The organism is Alteromonas profundi, from assembly GCF_010500865.1.
Classification (GTDB): Bacteria; Pseudomonadota; Gammaproteobacteria; order Enterobacterales; family Alteromonadaceae; genus Alteromonas; species Alteromonas profundi.
Map to the genome: position 1 here is coordinate 238,780 of NZ_JAAAWN010000003.1, position 23,492 is coordinate 262,271.

Consider the following 23,492-nt stretch of genomic DNA (forward strand, 5'->3'; position numbering starts at 1 on the left):
TTTTTTTATGCCTCAACCTTTCCTACTATTATACTATTGTTGTCTTTGGTGCCCTTTGTAATGAGCATACGTGCCCCGCTCTATTTAACGCTGATTTTTGGGTTAACCCCCCCTCCTCTATCGTTTGCCTTACCGCAATCATCTGCTGTAGAGGAACAGGAAGGAAATCAAGACGCAAAAATATACCAAGTGAAGCAACAAGACGGCAGCATACTGTATACCGATAGCCCGAGCACCGATGCCACGCCACTAACATTCTCGTCACAAACGAAAAATGTGGTTAATCATCATGAGCCCGCTCTTCCCGCTGCCCAAATCAGTGCAGACAAGCAATCCTCACAATCTCACTACGCGGTAAATATCGCTTTCCCCGCCCCAGACGCTACGGTAAGAGACAATAGCGGCAACGTTACTATTCGCGCTATTCAGCCTAAACGGCCTTTCGCCCCACAATACCAACTTGTGTTAAACGGCACCATAGAAGCCACCAATACCACGGGCATATTTGCGTTACAAGGCCTGCCTCGTGGCGCCCATAACTACCAAGTTAAGGTAATCAATAATAAGGGCAAGACTCTTGCATCGTCAGAAGTTAGAACACTGTTTTTGCATCAAGCGTCAGTGTTGATAAACAATAACTAGGGTTCAATTATAGCGCACCGCCCGCACCATGGCGGTTCAAGAGAAATATTAAAAAGTATTCGATTGCACGTTAATATTTCACTTGCGCTATACTGCACCAATAATGTGCAAGGAGATAAGCTCGGATGCATCCTACCGAGTTAGAAACACAACAGTTACTTAATAGCTTAAATACAGCGTTGGTGATGGTTGATGAGAAACTAAACATTGTCTACGCCAACCATGCCGGCGAAGCGCTGTTTGAAACCGGAAGAAAACAGCTTTATGGACACTTACTCAGCGAATTTTTCATGCCCGGCACCATCGAAACCACGCGGTTACGCGCTGCCATACGCCATGGCGAAGATTTTACTGAAAATGAAATACGCTTGTCGTTTCGGGACAACCGAAACGTAATGGCTGATTTAACCGTAACCAACCTGCAGGGTCAGGAAGGTGCACGGCTTTTGTTTGAAGTAAAAACCATAGATCAACAAAAACGAATTTCACGAGAAAACTTACAAAACGCACAACATTATGCTGCACGGGAATTGATTAGAGGCTTAGCCCATGAAATTAAAAACCCATTAGGGGGAATTCGAGGTGCTGCACAACTTCTCGAAAAAGAGTTAAGTGAATCACATAAAGAATTTACCCAAATGATCATTGAGCAGTCTGATCGTTTGCGCAACCTTGTAGATCGTCTGTTAGGGCCTAATTCACTGCCACGATTCGAAGAATGTAATGTTCACCAATCGCTGGAAAAAGTACGTCGCCTAATGCGGGTAGACTCAGACAACCCCATTACTATTATCCGCGACTACGATCCAAGTATTCCTGACCTGGTCATCGACCCCGATATGATCCAGCAGGCGGTGTTAAATATAGCGCGAAATAGCGTACAAGCCTTGCTTGAAAGCGAAACGCAAAACCCCGAAATTCGTTTGGTTACACGGATAGAACGTCAAATGACAATCCAAACCAAACGTCACTCATTAGTTGCCAAGATTAAAATTGTCGACAACGGGCCAGGTATACCGTCACAAATTAAAGATACGCTGTTTTACCCCATGGTAACCAGTAAGCAAAATGGTAGCGGGCTAGGCCTGTCCATATCGCAAACCCTAATTAACCACCACGGTGGCAAAATCGACGTCGATAGCCACCCAGGACACACAGAATTCACTATTTATATACCAATTGATCGTAAGGAGACAGGCAATGACGAATGAATCTGTATGGATTGTCGATGATGACAGTTCAATTCGTTGGGTGCTACAAAAGGCCTTACAGGCTGCTAATATCGGCTGTTTAAGTTTTGAAAACCCCGAAGATTTACTTCTACAGTTGCAAAGCGGACAAGCACCTGAAGTCATTATTTCAGATATTCGCATGCCCCAAATGGATGGCATGACGTTACTTAACGAAGTACATACATCACACCCTATGTTACCGGTTATTATTATGACCGCTCACTCTGACCTAGACAGTGCGGTAAATGCGTATCAAAAAGGTGCGTTTGAATACTTGCCCAAACCCTTCGACATAGATGAAGCTGTCACCCTTACTCAGCGCGCGTTAGCCCACGCCAGAGAACAGTCTAAAACCCATCAGGCTGTACCCGATGAAACGCAAACTGAGATTATTGGGGAAGCGCCGGCTATGCAGGAAGTTTTTCGTGCAATAGGCCGGTTATCTCGCTCGTCGATAAGTGTGTTAATTAACGGGGAGTCTGGCACCGGTAAAGAGCTTGTGGCCCATGCGCTTCATCGCCATAGCCCACGGGCTAATAACCCGTTTATCGCGCTAAATATGGCAGCTATTCCTGCCGACTTGGTGGAATCGGAACTATTTGGCCACGAAAAAGGCGCGTTTACCGGCGCCCAAACTACACGCCAGGGACGCTTTGAACAAGCCAATGGCGGCACCTTATTTTTAGATGAAATTGGCGATATGCCCCTAGATGTGCAAACACGCTTACTGCGCGTATTGGCCGATGGACAATTTTATCGTGTGGGCGGGCATCAATCAGTAACCGTAGATGTGCGTATTATCGCCGCGACTCACCAAAACTTAGAGCAACGTGTTGCAGAAGGTAAGTTCCGTGAAGATTTATTTCACCGTCTTAACGTTATTCGTGTGCACCTTCCCTCACTTGCTGAACGCCGTGAAGATATCCCCTTACTGGCGCGCCACTTCTTGCGCAGAGCAGCGAAAGAGCTTGATGTAGAAGCGAAGCTACTTAGTAAAGAAGCCGAAAAGGTTATGGCCCAATTACCGTGGCCGGGTAACGTAAGGCAGCTTGAAAACGTATCTCGTTGGCTTACTGTTATGGCAAGCGGACAAGAAGTGTTACCCAGCGATCTCCCACCAGAGATTCACGGTGAAAGTAGTATAGAGAAGCCAAGTTCAGCTGCCGGAGATTGGCCCGAACTACTGGCGAGCTGGACTGATAAGCAATTGAGGGATGGCCGCCATAATATACTTAACGACGCCATGCTGACGTTTGAAAAGATAATGTTAGAACGCGCATTACACTATACCCATGGGCACAAACAAGATGCCGCCAAACGTCTTGGGTGGGGGCGTAATACCCTTACCAGAAAACTAAAAGAGTTAGATATTAATTAACCAATATTAAAGGGGAGTAGCCAAACGAGGCGCTACTCCCTTAACCTCAATAATACTCGAGTTAACTGCCCGAATAGCGCTAAAATTTATGCCCTTTAGTCAACAGATGGGTCATACCTTGATTAAAGTGCCTTACCCACTTCATACTAAACTGACCTTTTGCGGATCGGTTTATTGCAATCACGGCCTCTTTTTTCGACAGTAACTTATCTTCGTTGTGCGCCCGCGAATGGGTCATGGCATCATAGGTGTCTATGATAGCGAGCAGTTTCGCGCCTTCACAAATATCAGGCTCTTTTAGGCCTAATGGGTAGCCGGTGCCATCGGTTCGTTCGTGATGCTGCATTACAATTTTCCGCGCCATATCCCACTGTTCAAGATGTTCGAGCAAACGGGCGCTTTTATACACGTGAGAACGCATTAAATTAAATTCAATATCGCTAAGTGCTTCTTCTTTATGCAGTATTTTAAGCGGCATAAATGCCATGCCGAAATCGTGGACATAGCTTGCAACGGCCAGCTGATCTTCATCAATAGGGTTACCCGCTACGTCGTTAATATACATGGCGAGTTTCGCTATTCTATCGCCTCGCCCACCCCAGTAGTTTGACCGGCGCTCAATGGTTTGCATAAGATCGCGAAAAAACAATACATCGAGTTTTTTCTCGCTACTGATGTCTTTAGGAATACCGGTGGTTGCCAAAGTAGGCGGTTTAATTTGCACCGCTTTTGGATCATCGGCTTTTGCAACCACATCCAAGGCAGGGTTTAACAGTAATACCGCTTCGGTTAGTTTTTGTTCGTGTTCAGCCACGTTATCTGGTGTTACCCGGCTAATGGCCAACACCAATTGACTATGTAATTTCTCGTCGTATTCTGTTTTGCCTTTGGCCATTACCCCTTCAACAAAAGCTTTAACCCTATCCATGGTAAGCAACACTAAGTCGCTCATAGTGCTAGTATAAGAAACTTGGCCTTTACGTAAATAATCGAGTAAATCTTCAACATGCTGTAGCAACGGGATCATAGGGGTAAAATTAACCAGCCCCAAATCACCCTTGATGGTGTGGATAGACCGAAATAGCGCACGTTGCAATTCATTGTCTTCGGGGCGTAATTCTAACTCTATTAAGGTTTGTTCACTCGACTCATAAAGCTCGTTAATTTCTTCCATTAAATCATTAAGAATGTCGTCTTCTAAGTCGTCAGGGACAAATGTTTGCATCTATCAGTTCCACATTAAGAAAGTTAGCAATTCGCTTGCCTATTGTTATTTTCTATCGACAAGCTTACCTCATACTAAAGGCAAATATCCTATATTACTTGCTAAAAATAAAAACAACCAAAGATATGATGGTAGCATGCCGCTCTTGCAGCCTTTGTGCATGTTTTGGCTATTACTGATCGGACAAGTGTAGAGCTAAAGTTACTTTATACTTCGCCCGTCATCTATATTCAGGAGTTGTTTTGATCGCTTTAGTTCGTATCCCCGCAATGTTTATCGCCTTTTTATTGATTAATATTGCGCTACTTTTGGTTTGTATATTCCGGCCTTTTCATAAAAATAACGTGCACACTGCAGGTAAATTGTACTCACTTATGGCCAAGGTTGTGGGCCTAAAAGTGGTGATAAGAAAAGATCCAGCGGTGGATGAAAATGAACCTTATGTATATATTGCTAATCATCAAAATTCGTTTGATATTATTACTATCTGCAAAGCCGCTATGCCCGGCGTGGTAACTATTGGTAAAAAGAGCCTTAAGTGGATCCCTATCTTCGGCCAAATTTACTGGCTATCGGGCAACATCATGATTGACAGAAAACATACAGGACGGGCGCGCAATACGTTAGATATTGCAGCAAAGCGTATTGCACAAAAGCGTACCTCAGTATGGCTTTTCCCCGAGGGAACCAGAAGCTACGGGCGCGGCATACTTCCGTTTAAACAAGGAGCATTTCGCCTAGCTAAAACCACCAATGAGCCCATTGTGATGGTTACCGCCAGTAACTTACACAATAAGATTAAATGGAATCGTTGGGATAACGGCACTGTATTGATTGATATTTCCGCCCCTGAACCGCTTACTGAAGAGCGCTCGGTAAAGGAATGGATGGCATATTTTAACGATAAAATGAAAGCCAAATTTAAAGAACTTGATGCACAGGTCGCTGAAATAGAAAAAAGCGAGTAAACTTGCGAAAAAATACAGGGCCTAAGTACTTATGAACCAATTTGACGAACGAGAAGAATGGTATGCCTTTAATCAGGAAACCATAGACGCATTACTAGAAGACGGCAGCCAAGCAGATGCCCAATACACCATAGAGCATCATCTAGCGAGTAACGACTTCGATAAGCTTGAAAAAGCGGCCGTAGATTGCTTTAAAGCCGGCTTTGAAGTAACTGACGCAGAAGAGCTCATGCTGGACGATGGCGGAACAATCTTTTGTTTCGATGCGGTAATTGAACGTGAACTTGATGTAGAAACGCTGAATGCTGATAGCGATGCATTGCTTAAAATTGCCGATAAGCAACACGTACAATACGACGGTTGGGGCACCTACTTTATGCCCAGAGGCGAGGACGACAGTGATGATGAAGGCGAGTTCTTCGAAGAGTAATTTTACCCGCTAAGTTAGCCCTATTAAGGCTCGCTTCAGCTTTTGTTCATCTTTTTTCATCAACAATGGCACTGACATTATTGCTTTGAAAAGGATGTAAACAATGAATAAATTAACTCACGCTCTTTTTATGCCTGTAATAGCACTGGCTGCTATTACAGCGCCCGTGTCTTCCTCGTTTGCATCATCTCAAGAAGCAAACGAAAAAAAGGTTAGCGTGGTGGAATTGCGCTACGACAACCCCTATGAACAACCTACTGCTCCCGCGTCTCCCCTTGCAACTGTTAACGCTACCGACACCCACGAAAAGCGTAAGCAAACACTACTAGCTAGCAGTAAAACATATGCGCAGGTGGCTCAATCCTATAATGAAGATTTCTGGATTTATGATAGCTGGGTAACCTTTGACCATGATATCGATTATGACGGATACTACTCTCGTTTTACCCTAGAGTTTGATGCCGACACGGTTTACACAAGTGCCCCCGTTTATGCGGTGGTATACCTTGGGAGTAACGGTGTTTACGACTCTATTCATGTGACGTCAGAATTTGCTATTTACGGCGAAGATTCCAGCGACAGTTTTGTTCTGGAAAATACCCTGATATCCGGCTTTCCTCCCCAAGAATACGACTTACTCATCGAGTTGTACGATGCCTACACCGATAACTTGGTGGCGTACAGTGACAGCTATGAAGACGCCGACCTTTATATGTTGAGCTTAGAGAGCGATGATTATGAGTATCGCTATGAAGACACAATAGTCGTTGTAGAGGAACATGGGGGAAGCACAGGTTTACTGACATTGGCGCTGCTATTGTGTGCAACACTTGGCGTAAAAGCGCGTAAACGCTAGCTTTTTCGCCCCTCATTCTCCTTGCCTAAAAACCGGCATTTTAATTATAAAAGCTTAACATAGAGAGCTTACCGGGCAAACGGCGCGGGTTTTAATCGGCCTTGTTAATCCAGCCCCATAGACTAAAGTTCATATATGGAACAAGGCTGTTTTTGTTTAAAATAGACGCAGTCTTAAGTCACTTTTTCTAACGCTATCTTAGCGTTTCCTTGCCCGGCGCGCTGTACACATGAATATTGAAAGCATCAACCTCATTCACTTGCTTGAACACGCCGATATTGGCGTTGTTATTCACGCATGGGATACGCAAATCGTCTATGCTAACCCAGCTGCGATTGAAATATTAAATACCCCTCTGGCAAAGCTAAAGACAATAACGGGTAAACACGAACACTGGGAGTTTATAGACCGACAAGACAGACGACTCCATATTGACGAATACCCCGTAAATAAAATTGTTCGTTTAGGCACGCCATTAACCAATGAAATTATTGGCATAGTGGAAAAAGACTGCGGCGCTGTTAAATGGGTAAGAGTGAATGCCTACCCTGAGAAATACAAAGATAATAGCAAGGGCTTTATTGTTGTTTACTTTACCGAGATCACCGAACAAGTCACCCATTTCTCCTATAAAGATATTGTCCAAAACTCGCAGGACATGATTATCGTTACCGAAGCGGCAAATGTTGAGGGGCCGTTGTCCCCGCAGATTATTTATGTCAACGATGCTATATGTGAGTTAAGCGAATATTCACGGGAAGAACTTATTGGCGAAACACCGCGGATTTTTCAAGGTCCGCTGACGGATAAATCTGCCACGCTAAGAATTCGACAAGCGTTGTTAGAACAACGCCCAGTAACCGAAACGCTGCTAAATTACACTAAATCTGGTACTCCCTACTGGGTTGAAATGAGTATATTCCCTCTTACTAACCGATTTGGCGAGGTGACTCATTTCGCTTCTGTCGAACGTGACGTTAGTTCAACGAGGTTTTATTCAGAGCAACTTAAAGGCCGCAATGATGAATTAAAACTTATCCGTGAAAATTTAGAAAAATTAGTTATGGAAAAAACCCGCGAGATAAAAAACGTCAATGCCAAACTTGAGAAGCTCGCTTATTTTGATGAGCTGACCGATATCCCCAATCGCCGTGCCTTTTACGATACGTTGGAAAAAGCAACACACTTTGCCGAGCGTAATCACTTTTCGCTTATTGTTGGTATTGCCGATGTAGATCATTTTAAACGTCTAAACGATACATACGGCCACGGCCTTGGCGATAAAGTGCTTTACGCTGTGGCACAAATTATGAAGCAATTCTTTCGACAGGAAGATGGTATTGGCCGCTTAGGGGGGGAAGAGTTTGGCTTTTTCATGGTTATTCCAACAAGCTTAGAACCTGAAGGTTTATTAAACCGTTTACGGCAAAAGGTCGAGAATCTAAACAAGACCATCAGTGAGTTAAACGATTATCAGGTTACCATAAGCATAGGCGCATTCCATGTGCAAAGCACAGAGTACGTGGAAGGAAAGCAGCTGATGGATGAAGCGGATAAGGCATTGTACTGTGCTAAGCACGACGGTAGAAACCGTGTTCACATTCAACGGCAGTTAACCAAAGAATAAGGTATTGGATAAGAACAATGGCACCACATTTTACTTGGTCATTAGTCTATAGCGCCTAACTATATTTGGAAAGACCTGAAAAACAATGCCAAAATGAAGTTTAATTATTTACATAATAGAAACGCTTATCATGACAGGGAAAGAGCAAACAGGCACTGCAACGCCATGTAGCCGCCGCCGTTTTTTACGCGGAGCTGCTGCATTGGGTGTAACCGCCGGTGTAACCCCTTTTGCAATAGGCAAAGCCCCTCCAACCCTTACAGTGCTTGGTACCCATGTCACCTTGCAAGAACAAATTCGCCATCGCGCAATGGCCGACTTGGGAATAAACATTGTTTTTCGACAAGGTGGAAGCGCATCTGTTCTACAAAAAGCAACAATGGACCCTAGTTCCTTCGACCTCTATGAGCAGTGGTCGAATAGCATAAGCCTACTGTGGCGCTCTAAAGCCATTCAGCCTATCGATAAACGCAAAATCGTCTATTGGGATGAAATAAACGGCCTTACCAAAACGGGGAAAATTACTGAAAACGCGCGTATTGGCGCAGGCGATGCCCCACACCAATTGCTTCATGTGCAAGATAACGGTGAACTGGGGCCTGAACATACCGGAAAGATAAGCTTTTTGCCCTATGTTCATAACGTTGATTCATTCGGCTACAACCTCAACACGTTACCAGATACATTGCGCAGTGAACAAGAAAGCTGGGGCTGGCTTTTAGATAGTCGATACTCAGGTAAGGTTGCCATAGTTAACGATCCCACTATTGGCTTATTCGATTTAGCGTTAGCTGCACAAGCGAAAGGGTTTGTTACCTTCAACAATATTGGTGCTATGACCAAAGTAGAGTTAGACAACCTCTTCAGTGTACTTATAGAGCTTTCCCAATTGAACCATTTCAGCGGTTTTTGGACGTCGGTGCCCGAATCGGTGCAATTTATGGCGAGTAAGCGAGTGGCTATAGAAAGCATGTTTTCCCCCGCTGTAACGGCGCTTAATGGCCAGCATATTCCAGTACGCTTTGCCGCTCCGAAAGAAGGCTACCGAGGCTGGCATGGGGTCATGTGTCTTTCTTCGGCCTGTAAAGGCAGAAACCAAAGTGCAGCGTATGAATATATGAACTGGTGGTTATCGGGTTGGCCTGGCGCTTTCATTGCCAGACAGGGATATTATATTTCAAACCCGCAACGCTCAGCACAGTATTTAAGCAAAGCAGAATGGAACTATTGGTACAAGGGAATGCCAGCCATTGAACCCTTAGCCGGCCCAGATGGCCGTACGAGTGTTCCAAAAGGCGCTCAACGTACAGGGGGAAGTTACGAAGATAGATTCAGCAATGTGGCGGTATGGAATACGGTTATGCCAAACTACGAATACAGCTTGCAAAAGTGGTACGAGTTTATCACCTCATGAAATACAACGAATTTAGGCTTAGCCATACTTATGCTTGCATCTATTAGAACACAGTTAATTTTAGTCTTAATTGCACTGGTTACCTTACTGCTGCTGCAAAGCTATATTGCGCGGGAAAACCAAGCAGCGCTTGTTGAGGGATTGAGTGCGACTAATCAAGCTGTGGTAGATGTGGGGTTTGTAAAAGAGCTAGAACGAGACGTGGTAGACCTTCAGCGCAACGTACTCATTTTTAAAGAAAATGGCAGTCAGTCTGCCGTCACTCGCTTTGAGCGCTTGATGATCAGTATTCGCACCAAACTCGAGCAGCTCGCATTATCACAAAAAATAACCGATGAGCAAGCAGATAGCCACGTATTATCGAGAATGCGCGAGCACTTATCTGCTTATCAAGAAAGTTTTACACAAGTGATAGATGCTCGCAGCAACAGAGACGACTTGCTGGTAGATGGCTCCCTTGCCGATATTCTTGTTATCAAGCGCCTGTTAGGCTCAGCTAGCACTGAATATGGTATCGACGAGGCTACTATCGATGGTATCAATTTACACCTTCAAGATGCAGAAAATGCGGTGCTTCACTATCTATTGACGCCAGATATGACCCTAATGGCGCGCTTTAACCGTGCGATAAAAAACGTAAAAGCAATTGCATTACCCACAAGCGAATTTCAGCAAAAGCTATTAAATAGACTCGGTAAAGTCGAAAGAGACTTTTTTAAGCTAACACAGATAACCCAAGGCAGTCTGTTTTTAGTCAACGTGGTAATGGCGGGTTCTGCCAATGAGTTTTTATATTTAAGCGGTGAACTGGCGAATCAGGTATCTGTGCATTCCAGTGGCATAGCACAAGACTCTTTTTCCATTGCAGAAAGCACGAAACGTAACGGCGATTTATTTTCCTTATTTGCTATTTTGCTGGCGCTACTTGCCGCAGCTTATACCGTACATAGGATCCTCGGGCCTATCCGCTCTATAACTGATGTTTTTAAGCGTTTATCAAAGGGCGACAAACTTTCTCGTATTCCCGGTATTAAGCGCAGGGACGAAATAGGAAAACTCGCTAACGCAGCACGGGTATTTAGTGAAAAGAACAAACAAACCGAACGTTTATTAAAAGATGCACAGCGGCTAAACGCTCGCTTGGAACACCTCAATAAAGCACTCACAGAGTCCACCCATAAAGCTGAGCAAGCCACGGCATCAAAAAGTGTCTTTTTAGCTAATATGAGCCATGAAATACGTACCCCTATGAACGGCATTATTGGGTTACTTGAATTGGCGCAGCAACACCCCCTCCCTAGCGTGGTAGAGGATTATTTAAACAAGGCAGCATACTCAAGCCAAATTCTCATGAGTGTCATCAATGACATTCTCGACTTCTCTAAAATTGAAGCAGGTAAACTAAAAATTGAAGAGGTAAACTTTTCTCTGCACTCGCTGTTCGACAACCTCATTGCAGTGATAGCGCTTCGTGCTCAAGAGAAAAACCTTTCTGTACGCCTTAATGTCTCTGCGGCTATTCCAACTAACGTCACCGGCGATCCCCTTCGTTTAGCCCAAATTATGATGAATATTGGCAGCAACGCGGTAAAATTTACTGAACAGGGTAATATTACTATTGAATTTGATGGGCGTTTTGATGATTCAATAAATCGGATAATGTTGGAAATGCGCGTCAGTGACTCTGGCATCGGCATGTCTGAGGCGCAACTGGCCCGGGTATTTAACCCCTTTACGCAAGCAGACGGCGCAACAAACCGTAAATATGGTGGAACAGGGTTAGGCCTAGCCATTGTTAAACAGCTTACCGATTTAATGGGCGGCACCTTAGCGGCAACATCAGAACAAGGAAAAGGAAGTACCTTTGTGGTATCCATTCCGCTTAATGCCTCAGCTAGTCAGCCACGCCTTTTCGCAGCTACGCCGAAATTACCCATAGATACGCTGTATTTAACCACCGACCCGCTACTGTCGAAAGACTACCAACATTTATTAAAATTAATGCCGGAAAATATGATGAGTATAGATGAGGCTAAATTGAAGCAACATCTACCAACTCATATTGTTATTGATATCGCTAACTTTACTGTGTTTAGAGAAAATATTGGCTGGCTGAATGCACTTCGGGAACAGGGCAAGCAAATAGGGTTAGTGTCGGATACAGTAGGAGCAGCGCTTTACCACAAGTATACGCAACTGTGGCGAGGAGCACTGCTTATACACCCTTTCACCCCAGCCCAGTTAGAAGAATTTGCCTTGTTACTGGTGGAACAGCGACATGCCAAAACGAGCTGCGAAAAAATACAAGAAGACGTGGCAAATGTTGCCCTAGAAGGGCATCTACTATTAGTGGAAGATAATAATATTAACCAGCTGGTAACCGGAGAAATGTTAAAAGGGCTAGGGCTTACTTTTGATATTGCAGAAGACGGTAAACAGGCGATACAAAAAATTACCAATACCCCACGTTACGACTTAATTCTAATGGATGTGCAAATGCCAGTAATGGATGGTTACGAAGCGACCCAAGCACTGCGTAACCAAGGGGCTACCACATTGCCCATTATTGGGTTAAGTGCCAACGCAATGAAAGAAGATAGACAAAAAGCCATGAGTGTGGGTATGGATGATTACCTCACCAAGCCAATAAAACGAAAATCACTTATTGCGATGTTAAAGCGTTACCTATAAAAAAGCTGCCTAATTTGGCAGCTTTTATGGTGGAGATAGCGTTAATACCAAGCTTAAACCTAGGCAGTGTGACAGCAATAGCTGCCCACACTCTACTAGGCTAACCTTACGCGCGAGCATTACAACCTAGAACACTAACCTAAAGTGCAGCAATAGTGTCGTATTGCTCTTTTAGTTTGGCCAAGGCTTTTTCACCCTCTTCTAACTTACCTCGTTCCTTTTCAATAACCGCTTCAGGCGCGTTACTTACAAACTTCTCATTTCCAAGTTTGCCACGAGTACGCGATACATCTTTGTCGATTTTATCCATCGCTTTGGTAATACGCGCAAGCTCTGCATCTTTATCAATAAGCCCAGCCATAGGAATAAGAATTTCCATCTCACCGACCAGTGCGGTGGCACTGGCAGGCGCACTTTCGCCGTCTTTTAACACTGTCACAGTTTCTAGTTTAGATAGCTTATCTAGGAACCCTTTCGCCGCGTCTAAACGTCGAGCGTCTTCATCACTCACGTTCTTCAATAGTGCGTTGAGCGGCTTATTAGGAGAAATATCCATTTCCCCGCGGATATTTCGAATACCTACGATAAACTTCTTCACCCATTCAATATCGGCCAAAACTTTATCGTCTTGTTTTGCTTCATCCACTTCTGGGAAGGCTTGAACCATAATACTGGCATTGTCACCCACACTGTTTGCACTAAGCGGTACTACACGCTGCCAAATAGTATCGGTAATAAATGGCATTAACGGGTGCAATAAGCGCAACAAGCTTTCCAATACATTAATAAGTGTATGCCGCGTACCCCGCTTTTCAGCTTCACTACTGGCATCATTATTAAGTACTGGCTTGGTAAGCTCTAAATACCAGTCGCAGAACTGGTTCCAGGTAAACTCGTAAACGGTTTGTGCAGCAATATCGAACCGATAATCTGATAACGCTTTTTCAAACTCTACTAACGTTTCCTGAAACTTCGCCCAAATCCAGCGATCGGCCATGCTAAGCACCATCTCACCACCGTTTCGGCCCGTATCGTGCTCTTCTGTGTTCATTAATACGAAGCGTGATGCGTTCCAAATTTTATTGCAGAAGTTGCGATAACCTTCAACCCGCGCCATATCGAAGTTAATATCACGGCTAGTAGACGCCATGGCAGCAAACGTAAAGCGAAGTGCGTCGGTACCGTATGCGTGAATGCCGTCAGGGAATTGTTTGCGGGTACGTTTGGCAATCTTTTCAGCCAACTGTGGCTGCATCATACCGGCGGTGCGCTTAGTAACCAAAGATTCAATATCAATACCGTCAATCAAATCGATAGGGTCTAACACGTTGCCCTTCGACTTTGACATTTTATCGCCGTTTTCGTCACGAATAAGGCCGGTAATATAGATATCCTTAAAAGGAATTTTACCTGTAAATTTCTTGGTCATCATAATCATTCTGGCAACCCAGAAGAAAATAATATCGAAACCTGTTACCAATACAGAGGAAGGAACGAAAGTGTCTAAATCTGGCGTCTCTTCTGGCCAGCCCATGGTAGCAAATGGCCATAGTGCGCTAGAAAACCACGTATCGAGAACATCATTATCTTGAGAAAGTGTAATTTCACTGCCTAAGCCGTGCTTTTTACGCACTTCCTCTTCGGTACGCCCAACATAAACATTATTATTTTCGTCGTACCATGCTGGAATACGATGGCCCCACCAAAGCTGACGAGAAATACACCAGTCTTGAATGTTGTTCATCCACTGATAGTACGTTTTATTCCAATTTTCAGGCACAAACCGTATTTCACCGCTTTCCACCGCTTCAATAGCCGGCTTAGCAAGAGACTCAACAGCCACATACCACTGGTCAGTTAGGTATGGTTCGATAACCGCACCTGTTCTGTCGCCACGCGGCACTTTAAGCTTGTGCGGTTCAATTTTAACCAATGAACCCTGGGCTTCTAAATCAGCCACAATTTGCTTACGAGCGTCGAAGCGATCTAGGCCGCGATACTCTTGGGGCGCCTCATCGTTTATCTTGGCGTCGTCGGTAAGAATATTGATCATAGGTAAGTCATGACGCTTACCCATGTCGTAATCGTTAAAGTCGTGCGCTGGCGTAATTTTCACGCAACCAGTACCAAACTCTTGATCTACATAGTCATCAGCAATAACTGGAATTAAACGCCCAGTAATAGGTAGTTTAATTTGTTTGCCGATAAAGCTTTGATAACGCTCGTCGTCTGGGTGAACGGCTACTGCAGTATCGCCAAGCATTGTTTCCGGACGGGTTGTGGCGACAACTAACTCACCGCTGCCATCGGCAAGCGGGTAGCGCATATGCCACATGTGACCATCTTCTTCTTCGTTCAGAACTTCAAGATCTGATACTGCTGTGTGTAGTACCGGATCCCAGTTAACTAAACGCTTGCCACGATAAATCAGTCCATCTTCATGCAGTTTAACGAACACTTCAGTCACTGCTTTAGATAGATTTTCGTCCATGGTGAACACTTCGCGAGACCAGTCTGGGGATGTTCCCAGACGGCGCATTTGGCCCGTGATAGTACCGCCGCTGTGTTCTTTCCATTCCCACACTTTCTTAATGAAATCGTCGCGACCTAAATCGTGACGGGTCTTCCCTTCTGCATTTAGCTGGCGCTCCACCACCATTTGGGTAGCGATACCGGCATGATCGGTACCTACTTGCCAAAGGGTATTGTCCCCTTTCATACGATGGTAACGGGTTAATGCGTCCATAATGGTTTGCTGGAAACCATGACCCATATGCAGGCTACCGGTAACGTTTGGGGGTGGCAATAAAATACAGTAGGGGTCGCCATTTCCTGTTGCTTTAAACAGACCGGCGTTTTCCCATTTTTCATAGCATTGCTGCTCAATGGACTGTGGTTCGAAGGTTTTATCCATTACTTACTCTCGTGATGAAGCCTAAAATGATGTTGGAATTCGTCATGCAGATTTGAACTGCATCTGACATCCGGCTTGCTGATAATTTTTGTAGCGTACCCGTGCGGCTTGTTTTGCCTTTTCATCTACAGGTACAAAATCGATTATTTGTCTATGGTTGTTGGGCGCGGGGATCATACCCGAGCCCACATTAACCACAAGCTGACGTCTGGCCACCTGCTGAGGTTGCCAGCAAATTTCTACCGGTGTGCCCGCCTGAGGGCCTTCACCGTAGAGATTGTGTGGTACGAAACGCGCTGCTGGCAGTTGCCACAACAGCTCGTCTACGTTTTCCGCTTGTTCTTTGGTATCACACAAAACACTTATTTTTTGCTTATTGGCATAAGCATTCGCAATCAGCTGACTGGCTTTCGCCGCCACGCCATTGTCGCTGTCAACAAGTTGGTAGAACACGACTTGAGGCATCGTGCGCTAGTCCTCTAACTTTATGCCGGCACGATTCATTAAGAACTGTGACAACATAGGAACAGGACGGCCTGTAGCGCCTTTATTTTTACCACTACGCCATGCAGTACCTGCGATATCGAGGTGAGCCCAATTGTACTTCTTGGTAAAGCGTGACAAGAAACAACCTGCGGTAATAGACCCCGCTGGACGACCGCCTAGGTTAGTCATGTCAGCAAACGGGCTTTCTAACTGCTCTTGGTAATCGTCCCAAAGCGGTAAGCGCCATGCACGATCTGAGCTTTGCTCAGAGGCATTTAACAATTCATGCGCCAGTGGATTATGGGTACTCATTACCGCTGTAGCATGATGCCCTAGTGCGATAATTGCTGCGCCAGTAAGGGTGGCGACATCGACAACTAACTCAGGGTCAAAACGTTCAACATACGTTAGCGCATCACACAGCACTAAACGCCCTTCGGCATCAGTATTTAACACTTCTACCGTTTGGCCCGACATAGTGGTTAAGATATCGCCCGGACGATACGCATTACCGCTTGGCATATTTTCACAGCCTGCCAGCACACCAATTACGTTTATAGGTAGATTAAGCGCAGCAATGGTATGCATAGTACCTAACACGCCGGCGGCGCCGCCCATGTCATACTTCATCTCATCCATCGCCTCGCCTGGCTTAATAGAGATACCGCCTGAGTCGAACGTTAAACCTTTACCCACCAATACAATAGGCGCTTGATCTGCAGGGCCGCCGCGATGATGCATAATACTCATCATGCTTTCATTTTCGGAGCCTCGGCCCACGGCAAGATACGCTTGCATTCCAAGCTCTGCCATTTGCGTTTCGTCAATCACTTCAGCGCTAACACTGTCATATTGGCTCGCTAACTCTTGTGCCTGCTGCCACAAGTAAGCCGGATTACATATATTAGGCGGCATATTCGCAACGTCGCGAGTTACCTTAGCACCACGAGAAACGGCCAACCCGTGCTCAATGGCTCGTTCGCCCACGGTCAGTTCTCTGCGGGTAGGAACATTGAAAACAATTTTACGCAGCGGGCGACGAGGCTCACCCTTTTTGGTTTTCAATTGCATGAAGGTATACAGCGAATCTTCGGTTGCTTCTACTGCTTGGCGTACCTTCCAGTAGGTATCACGGCCTTTTACATGCAATTCAGTTAAAAAGCATACTGCTTCCATGGAACCCGTTTCGTTTAGGGTTTGAATAGTTTTCGCGATAATCTGTTTATATTGGCGCTCATCGAGTTCGCGCTCTTTGCCGCAGCCCACAAGCAATACACGTTCACTTAGCACGTTAGGGACATGATGTAACAACAGCATCTGTCCAGCCTTACCTTCTAGGTCGCCGCGACGTAGCAAGTTGCTAATATAACCTTCGCTAATGTCGTCTAGTTGTTCAGCCACCGCGGTTAGGCGACGCGGCTCGAAGACACCGACAACAATACAGGCACTGCGTTGTTTTTCCGGACTGCCACTTTTTACACTAAACTCCACGATATCACCTCGTTTTTCGTCGTTATTAGTTTGCACGATGCTTAAATTCGCATAACGTTTCGCGCTGCTTTATGTTTTAATACGCACTATGGTTGCATGCTCACTGTGAACAACGCAATGTTAACTGATATTTCTTCAGTTTTGCGGCGTAACATCATGCAAACGATTTTATGATTACAGGCAAAACTTGTAAAAACGGTAAGTTTACTCAAAATTGTGGTTTCTTTCACTAAAATTCCAAATTTTCCGGACGGACTGAGATGCTGATATTCCGCTATTTACTTAAGGAAACGTTAAAGTCTCAGTTAGCAATATTCTTCATCCTAATGGCGATTTTTATCACCCTTAGATTTGTGCGCGTGCTTGGCGATGCCTCAGATGGAGATATACCCGCTGGCTTAGTACTCGGTTTCCTCGGCTTATACGCCCCTATTTTAGCATCACTGGTGCTCCCTATTAGTGCCTATCTCGGCATCATGTTAGCCCATGGCAGGTTGTACGTAGACAGCGAGATGACAGTGATGCGTGCATGTGGCATTAGCGAGTGGTACATCACCCGCGTTATGCTATTTCTTTCGCTACTAATAATGATAGTTACCGGCGCGATAACTTTATATCTGGCGCCTATGGCGGCTGATAATGAATATCAGCTACGGGAAAAAGCGCGTAATGAAGCTGGCTTGTCGGCGCTAATACCAGGTAGGTTTCAGCAAACTGGCAATGCCAAAGCGGTGATATTTGTTCACGATATAGACACAGACGACAATTTGCGACGCGTATTTTTATCGCAAAACCAATCGGACGGTAGTGATAATCAAGTACGCGTTGTTTACGCCCAAACGGGGCAAGTTGCAAACAACACCGATGGTACGCGCAACTTAGTGCTCAACGAAGGCGTTCAGTACGAAGGTCAACAGTCTGCGCAAAACTATCGCAAGGTAGAGTTTGATGAATATCAAATTCAAATTGCCGATAAACCTGCCGAAGAATCGCGGCGTAAAGTAAGTGTTTTACCCACTAGCGAGTTGTGGGGTGACGACACGATAGAGGCGCGAGCGGAACTGCAGTGGCGTATCGCTATTCCGTTATCCATTCCTTTTTTGGTGTTAATTGCTGTGCCACTTAGCTCTGTAGACCCGCGGCAGGGCAGATTTGGCAAGCTGTTTCCCGCCATTTTACTTTACCTGGGTTATTTCCTCCTCCTACTGGCAAGTAGACGGGTTTTGGAAGATGGGAAAATGCCGCCACAACTTGGCTTATGGTGGGTTCATACCATAATGCTAATTATTGGGGTTGGTTTGATTGTAAGAGACAGAAAAACCGGTACACAATTGCGCGCATGGGTACTGGGGAAAACGTAGATGTTTAAGATACTTGATTTATACATTGCTCGTACGCTACTTGGTACTGTAACTGTAACCTTATCAGTGCTGATTGGTTTAAGCGCGCTAATAAAGTTTGTAGAGCAACTGCGAAAAGTCGGTGAAGGCGACTACGACATGGCCGTGGCTTTTTTATACGTGGTATTAAGCTTGCCTCGCGACCTTGAACAGTTCTTCCCTATGGCGACACTGCTAGGCGGCCTTATAGGCATGGGCGTATTAGCAAGCAATAGCGAGTTGGTGGTAATGCAGGCCGCAGGTTTAAGCCGATGGAATATTATTACCTCAGCGATGAAATCGGCCACTGTGATGATTTTATTGGTGATGGCAGTGGGCGAATGGGTTACCCCTTTCAGTGAGTCTAAAGCCAAAGAAATACGCACCGAAGCCATCTCTGGGGGAAGCTTATTTTCCTCCGAGCAATTAGTATGGGCTAAAGATGGCGAACACTTTGTGAGTATTGGCCAAGTACTTAGTCGCAACAGCTTACAAGATATTACCATTTTCGATTTCAGCGACGATTTATCCCTTGAAAGTATTACCTACGCTGAAAACGGGAATTATGATGGTGAAGGCTGGTGGCTAGAAAACGTGGATGTCACAACGTTTAGCGATACGTTTGTATCGTTGGATAACACACCAAGAACGCGGTGGAATTCAACGCTAACCCCCGACAAACTTGGCATTGTAGCGGTAAAGCCTGAAGCGTTATCTATCACTGGGTTGGTAGATTATGTTGCGTATCTTGATAACAACGACCAAGATCCTTCACGCTACGAACTTGCACTATGGCGTAAAATTCTACAGCCCGTATCTGTAAGCGTGATGTTACTGATGGCCTTATCGTTCATTTTTGGTCCACTACGAAGCGTTACTATGGGGGCGAGGGTCATCATGGGCGTGCTTACGGGCTTCGGCTTTTTCATCCTAAACGAAGTATTTGGGCCATTAAGTTTGGTATATCAATTACCCCCATTCTTTGGGGCGCTATTGCCTAGCATGCTGTTCGCAGCAGTGGCTGCGTTAATGTTACGAAAATAGACAAAGCTACTAAAGAAAAAGCTACTTAGCACCTGTGATACTTAACAAAAAAGGGAGTAACGCTCCCTTTTTTAAGCATAATCTTTTACCAACTTTTATGGTCGTTAGCCTCTTTAGACAATTTTAGTACTTCTGTTTGAGCCAGACGGTCTTGCAATGATTGTTTCTCTTTAAAATCAAAAAGCACGAATAACGTACCTAATCCGCACAGTGACGAAACCAAACGAATAAGCAGGCGCGACCACGTCATTGGTGCATCTACAGTACTATAAATACGCAAGCGCCACGCCCGCATACCTAGCGTTTGCCCTCCTCGATGCCAAAACCACAAAAAGAATCCGGCAATCCAGAGGCCAACCCACATTTGAATTAATAGTTTATAGGCTACAGACCCTTGGATTAAATCGGATGGAGTAGCATAGCCTTGCATATCTAACACACCGTTGGTGAATAAAATTATTAGTGTCACTATCATTACCATTGCCGCACACATGCCCACTGCGGTTGCCACCAAGGTATCGTAAATCATGGCCAACAAACGACGGAAAAAACTCGCCCTTTGGCCGATTGATGGCGAATCTGAATTTTGGTGTACACCCTTAGATGCCGCAGCTTTATTTCTGGCGGTCGCCGACTTACTTTTGCCACTTGTGTGTTTGCGTTTACTCAAAATCATTCCACTAAAACTACAATTGGCCGTAGTTTGCCATAATAACGAGGGGGTATAAATGTTCTTAGCCAGCGCGACAGTCATAAATCAATGCCAAGTACTCAAGTCCATTTACGTCTATGGTTCACTCGAAAACTTTTCTGTCGCACTACGGGCGCTAATGTAGGCTAGACATTTATTATATCTACTTACAACTTAACCAAGTGAAAAACGCTAAAAGCGATAGCGTCTTATTTCAGCGTGAATTAAACTTCGCAGCTTCGCCAATAAGTTAGAGAGACTGCTGTGATAAAAACCCTAATTCAATTAGCCCGCCAATCACTATTTACACTTGCGCTTTTGGCATTAGGTTTTCATAGTTATGCTCACGAACTTAGCAGTGGGTACTTAACGCTAGACGAAGTTCGCGCAGGCGTATTTAGCGGGGAGCTATTGTTAAATTCCAACGATTTAACAAAGGTGAAAGGCTTAGCTTCTTCAGATAACACACCGGTGGGCTGGGGCCAAGTGAACCTCAACCATCCACAGGTTGTAGACTACTTAAACCAAGTTTTAGCAATTAAGCGCGATGGGCAAACATGTTCGCTAGCAATTAACCTCCCCTCTATGCGCAGAATATCAGGCGAAGATTTATTGGTATATCCCATTGAAGCCACATGTGCGTCACGTGGAGATATGGTGGTTAACTACTCAGGTATATTTAACGTTGAAAGTGATCATAAGCTACTCGCACAAATAAACACCGACGAACAAAGTACCACCAAAGTATTTAGCCTAGATAATCAATCAGCAACCTTGCCTGATGAAAAAAACTCAAACTGGACGCTATTTGGCGAAATGCTTTATCAAGGTGTTTGGCATATTTTTATCGGCATTGACCATATTCTATTTTTAGTAGCTACACTATTGACCGTAAACTTATTAAGGGCAAACGGTGAATGGCAAAAAGAGCCCTCTACTAAACGCATATTTAAGCATACGCTAATTTTAGTTAGCGCCTTTACCCTCGCGCACTCCATTACGTTAACGCTAACAGCATTAGGATATATTAGCCTTAACAGTAATTTAGTAGAGTTTGGTATAGCGCTTTCTGTTCTGTTTACCGCTATCAATAATATTTACCCGCAAGTCGTTAAGTTGGGCATACTCACCTTTGCCTTTGGGTTACTGCACGGTATGGGGTTCGCCAGCGTATTTGCCGACCTAAACGCACAATCTGACAGTTTGGTGCTTAGCGTAGCGGCGTTTAATATTGGTGTAGAGGTAGGCCAACTTGCCATAGTATCGGTTATTTTGCCGCTACTAATAGGCTTACGCCATTGGCAACAATACGCCCGGGCGATTATGCCCCTTGCCTCTTCGGTTATTGCTATTATTGCATTGAATTGGGCCATACAGCGCTGGTAGGCAGTGACTACCTTCGGTTATTGCGCATTCTTTGTGCAACTAATTACAGAATAGAAAAAAAGGGTTGTAAGCCGACGCGCTATCGCTATAATGCATCGCATCGAGACTATATCGATGCAGCACAACTCTGCTAATAGTTGTTTATAAAATTTGATGCCAGAGTGATGAAATTGGTAGACATGACGGATTCAAAATTGGTCGCGTCTAACAACTTAAACTAGGCAAGTCATTGAAAGGTAAGCACCTTTTGACTTAAACAAGTTAAAAAATGCTTGCAAAGTCATGCAAAGTGTTTAGAGTTTTGTAGACTGTAAAATTTAATGCCAGTGTGATGGAATTGGTAGACATGACGGATTCAAAATCCGTTGCTAGCGATAGCGTGGCGGTTCAAGTCCGCCCACTGGTACCATCTCTTCTTTATGAAGCAGATACTTAAACCGACTTATGAGTCGGTTTTTTTGTGTCCTTACGTAACCCTCTTTCAGAAGTTAATCCAATAATCAACTCATGGCGCTTCTCTCACAATTGTAGCGAGACAGAATGCCTAAGGAAGATCCGAACCCGTTTCAATATAAACCCGCCTCTCCAAAACCGCCGAAGGTTTCTGTGCTAAAAGACTCTGATGCTCACAAATATTTTATTCGCTAAGAAACATAAATTACTTGGCAGCGACTAGCTGGAACTGGCATGGACGTGTCGCGCGTCATTGTGAACCTATCGCAGCATTGACTGAGGAGCATCATATCCTTGTTAAACCTGAGTGTTCGCAGATGCTTTATCCAGTAGAACTTTTGCTCTATAGAAACCTCAGCCTAAATCTAAGAAAAGACAAGCTGTAGATACCGAAAACGTGGAACTGGATGATGTACGATTCAAGAAATAGGCAGCTTCTGTAAAAATAAAGCTACTCGGCGTTTCCACTCTACTCTGTGAAAACATTTTCGGCTATAGTTGATAAGCTATCTTGTAGTTATAAAAGGGATTTTCTAAATATGTCACATGTCGTTTCCAAATTCGTGATCCATGAACTCGTCAAAGGAGAGGATGAGCCCAGACTTGCAAGTGAACTTCTAGACGTAACTGATAACGTAATTAATGATCTTGCTGAGGAAATCCTTGAATTATTCGATAAAAAAACAAGTGTAATCTATGGCATTTTTACGTCTCATAATCTGAAATTTCCAAAGTCTATAAAATCCTACCGCGATTGCGGCAATCAAAATACTGATTTTCTCACAACGTCTCAAGAAACAATGCGCGATATGCAGCTTGCGATGAAAAATACCTCAGGGACTGGTGGTTACATTACTTTCATTGAGTATATCAAGCAAAACGCAACATACGTTATCGCAGTAATGATCAAGAATACCAAGGCATTTGAACTTAAGGAGCTTAAGCCGAAAGAGGCAACAAGGGTAGATACAACAAAACTTTATCAAGCTATAAATATAAATATTGATAGTTTTATTAGGCAACACCAAACCCAAAAGCAAGAAGACCTTAAGAGCTATATGAATCGCCCCGAGTTCATCGGAGACCAGTTTGTTTAAGTCAGGCCACTTTACCTGACTCGTTTAAATTATCATAGTAGTCTGTTTCATATTGAGCTGGTGAAATATACCCAATTGAAGATAATAA

18 protein-coding genes and 1 tRNA gene are annotated in these 23,492 nt (G+C 44.5%); 14 read left to right on the forward strand and 5 right to left on the reverse strand.

The genetic code is table 11. The annotated features are described in order from the left end of the window. Positions 1 to 60 precede the first annotated feature (60 nt). From GTH32_RS03785 to glnG, 3 genes are all read left to right on the forward strand, one after another. Complete coding sequence (locus GTH32_RS03785; protein WP_163083908.1) at positions 61 to 642, forward strand: DUF4124 domain-containing protein; 582 nt, start codon at positions 61 to 63, stop codon at positions 640 to 642. A 125-nt stretch (positions 643 to 767) separates the two neighbouring features. After that, the gene (gene glnL / locus GTH32_RS03790) at positions 768 to 1,853 is read left to right on the forward strand and encodes a nitrogen regulation protein NR(II) (protein WP_163083909.1); all 1,086 of its coding nucleotides are present in this window, start codon (positions 768 to 770) and stop codon (positions 1,851 to 1,853) included. Then, complete coding sequence (glnG, locus tag GTH32_RS03795; RefSeq protein WP_163083910.1) at positions 1,843 to 3,252, forward strand: nitrogen regulation protein NR(I); 1,410 nt, start codon at positions 1,843 to 1,845, stop codon at positions 3,250 to 3,252. The genes glnL and glnG overlap by 11 nt, the downstream gene beginning before the upstream one ends. Positions 3,253 to 3,331: 79 nt before the next feature. On the opposite strand, the gene GTH32_RS03800 is transcribed toward glnG, so the two are convergent. After that, positions 3,332 to 4,477: an HD domain-containing phosphohydrolase gene (locus tag GTH32_RS03800; RefSeq protein ID WP_163083911.1), complete on the reverse strand. Its 1,146-nt coding sequence runs from the start codon at positions 4,475 to 4,477 to the stop codon at positions 3,332 to 3,334. A 242-nt stretch (positions 4,478 to 4,719) separates the two neighbouring features. On the opposite strand from GTH32_RS03800, the gene GTH32_RS03805 reads away from it, so the two are divergent. From GTH32_RS03805 to GTH32_RS03830, 6 genes are all read left to right on the forward strand, one after another. Then, entirely contained in the window at positions 4,720 to 5,445 is a 726-nt protein-coding gene (locus tag GTH32_RS03805) for a 1-acylglycerol-3-phosphate O-acyltransferase (RefSeq protein ID WP_163083912.1), read from the forward strand. A 31-nt stretch (positions 5,446 to 5,476) separates the two neighbouring features. Continuing rightward, a complete protein-coding gene (rraB, locus tag GTH32_RS03810; RefSeq protein WP_163083913.1) occupies positions 5,477 to 5,875 on the forward strand; it encodes a ribonuclease E inhibitor RraB in 399 nt (132 codons plus the stop codon). 103 nt (positions 5,876 to 5,978) lie between these two features. Continuing rightward, positions 5,979 to 6,731, forward strand: a complete 753-nt coding sequence (locus GTH32_RS03815) for a choice-of-anchor H family protein (RefSeq protein ID WP_163083914.1) — start codon at positions 5,979 to 5,981, stop codon at positions 6,729 to 6,731. Positions 6,732 to 6,960: 229 nt separating this feature from the next. Beyond that, positions 6,961 to 8,358, forward strand: coding sequence for a sensor domain-containing diguanylate cyclase (locus GTH32_RS03820; protein ID WP_163083915.1), 1,398 nt, complete (start codon positions 6,961 to 6,963; stop codon positions 8,356 to 8,358). 130 nt (positions 8,359 to 8,488) lie between these two features. Continuing rightward, positions 8,489 to 9,772, forward strand: a complete 1,284-nt coding sequence (locus GTH32_RS03825; RefSeq protein WP_163083916.1) for an ABC transporter substrate-binding protein — start codon at positions 8,489 to 8,491, stop codon at positions 9,770 to 9,772. A gap of 30 nt (positions 9,773 to 9,802) precedes the next feature. Continuing rightward, complete coding sequence (locus GTH32_RS03830; RefSeq protein WP_163083917.1) at positions 9,803 to 12,463, forward strand: hybrid sensor histidine kinase/response regulator; 2,661 nt, start codon at positions 9,803 to 9,805, stop codon at positions 12,461 to 12,463. Positions 12,464 to 12,602: 139 nt separating this feature from the next. On the opposite strand, the gene GTH32_RS03835 is transcribed toward GTH32_RS03830, so the two are convergent. The 3 genes from GTH32_RS03835 to pepA are packed head-to-tail and all read right to left on the reverse strand — an operon-like array spanning position 12,603 to position 17,354. After that, positions 12,603 to 15,377, reverse strand: coding sequence for a valine--tRNA ligase (locus GTH32_RS03835; RefSeq protein ID WP_163083918.1), 2,775 nt, complete (start codon positions 15,375 to 15,377; stop codon positions 12,603 to 12,605). 42 nt (positions 15,378 to 15,419) lie between these two features. Beyond that, positions 15,420 to 15,842, reverse strand: coding sequence for a DNA polymerase III subunit chi (locus GTH32_RS03840; RefSeq protein WP_163083919.1), 423 nt, complete (start codon positions 15,840 to 15,842; stop codon positions 15,420 to 15,422). 6 nt (positions 15,843 to 15,848) lie between these two features. Continuing rightward, positions 15,849 to 17,354 (reverse strand): leucyl aminopeptidase, encoded by a 1,506-nt coding sequence (gene pepA / locus GTH32_RS03845; protein WP_163083920.1) that lies wholly within the window; start codon positions 17,352 to 17,354, stop codon positions 15,849 to 15,851. 260 nt (positions 17,355 to 17,614) lie between these two features. Here pepA and lptF point away from each other — a divergent pair, with 260 nt between their 5' ends. Continuing rightward, positions 17,615 to 18,715, forward strand: coding sequence for an LPS export ABC transporter permease LptF (lptF, locus tag GTH32_RS03850; RefSeq protein WP_163083921.1), 1,101 nt, complete (start codon positions 17,615 to 17,617; stop codon positions 18,713 to 18,715). Further along, positions 18,716 to 19,777, forward strand: a complete 1,062-nt coding sequence (lptG, locus tag GTH32_RS03855; RefSeq protein ID WP_163083922.1) for an LPS export ABC transporter permease LptG — start codon at positions 18,716 to 18,718, stop codon at positions 19,775 to 19,777. 85 nt (positions 19,778 to 19,862) lie between these two features. Here the strand turns inward: lptG and GTH32_RS03860 are convergent, their stop codons facing one another. Next, on the reverse strand, positions 19,863 to 20,345 hold the full coding sequence (locus tag GTH32_RS03860) for an RDD family protein (RefSeq protein WP_343033384.1): 483 nt from the start codon (positions 20,343 to 20,345) through the stop codon (positions 19,863 to 19,865). A gap of 387 nt (positions 20,346 to 20,732) precedes the next feature. Between GTH32_RS03860 and GTH32_RS03865 the strand changes: the two genes are divergently transcribed. The 3 genes from GTH32_RS03865 (at position 20,733) to GTH32_RS03875 (ending at position 23,404) form a co-directional block, all read left to right on the forward strand. Beyond that, a complete protein-coding gene (locus GTH32_RS03865) occupies positions 20,733 to 21,854 on the forward strand; it encodes a HupE/UreJ family protein (RefSeq protein ID WP_343033383.1) in 1,122 nt (373 codons plus the stop codon). 322 nt (positions 21,855 to 22,176) lie between these two features. After that, positions 22,177 to 22,263: transfer RNA gene (locus tag GTH32_RS03870), tRNA-Leu, on the forward strand. 583 nt (positions 22,264 to 22,846) lie between these two features. Beyond that, positions 22,847 to 23,404, forward strand: coding sequence for a nucleoid-associated protein (locus tag GTH32_RS03875; RefSeq protein ID WP_163083923.1), 558 nt, complete (start codon positions 22,847 to 22,849; stop codon positions 23,402 to 23,404). The last annotated feature ends 88 nt before the right edge of the window (positions 23,405 to 23,492 follow it).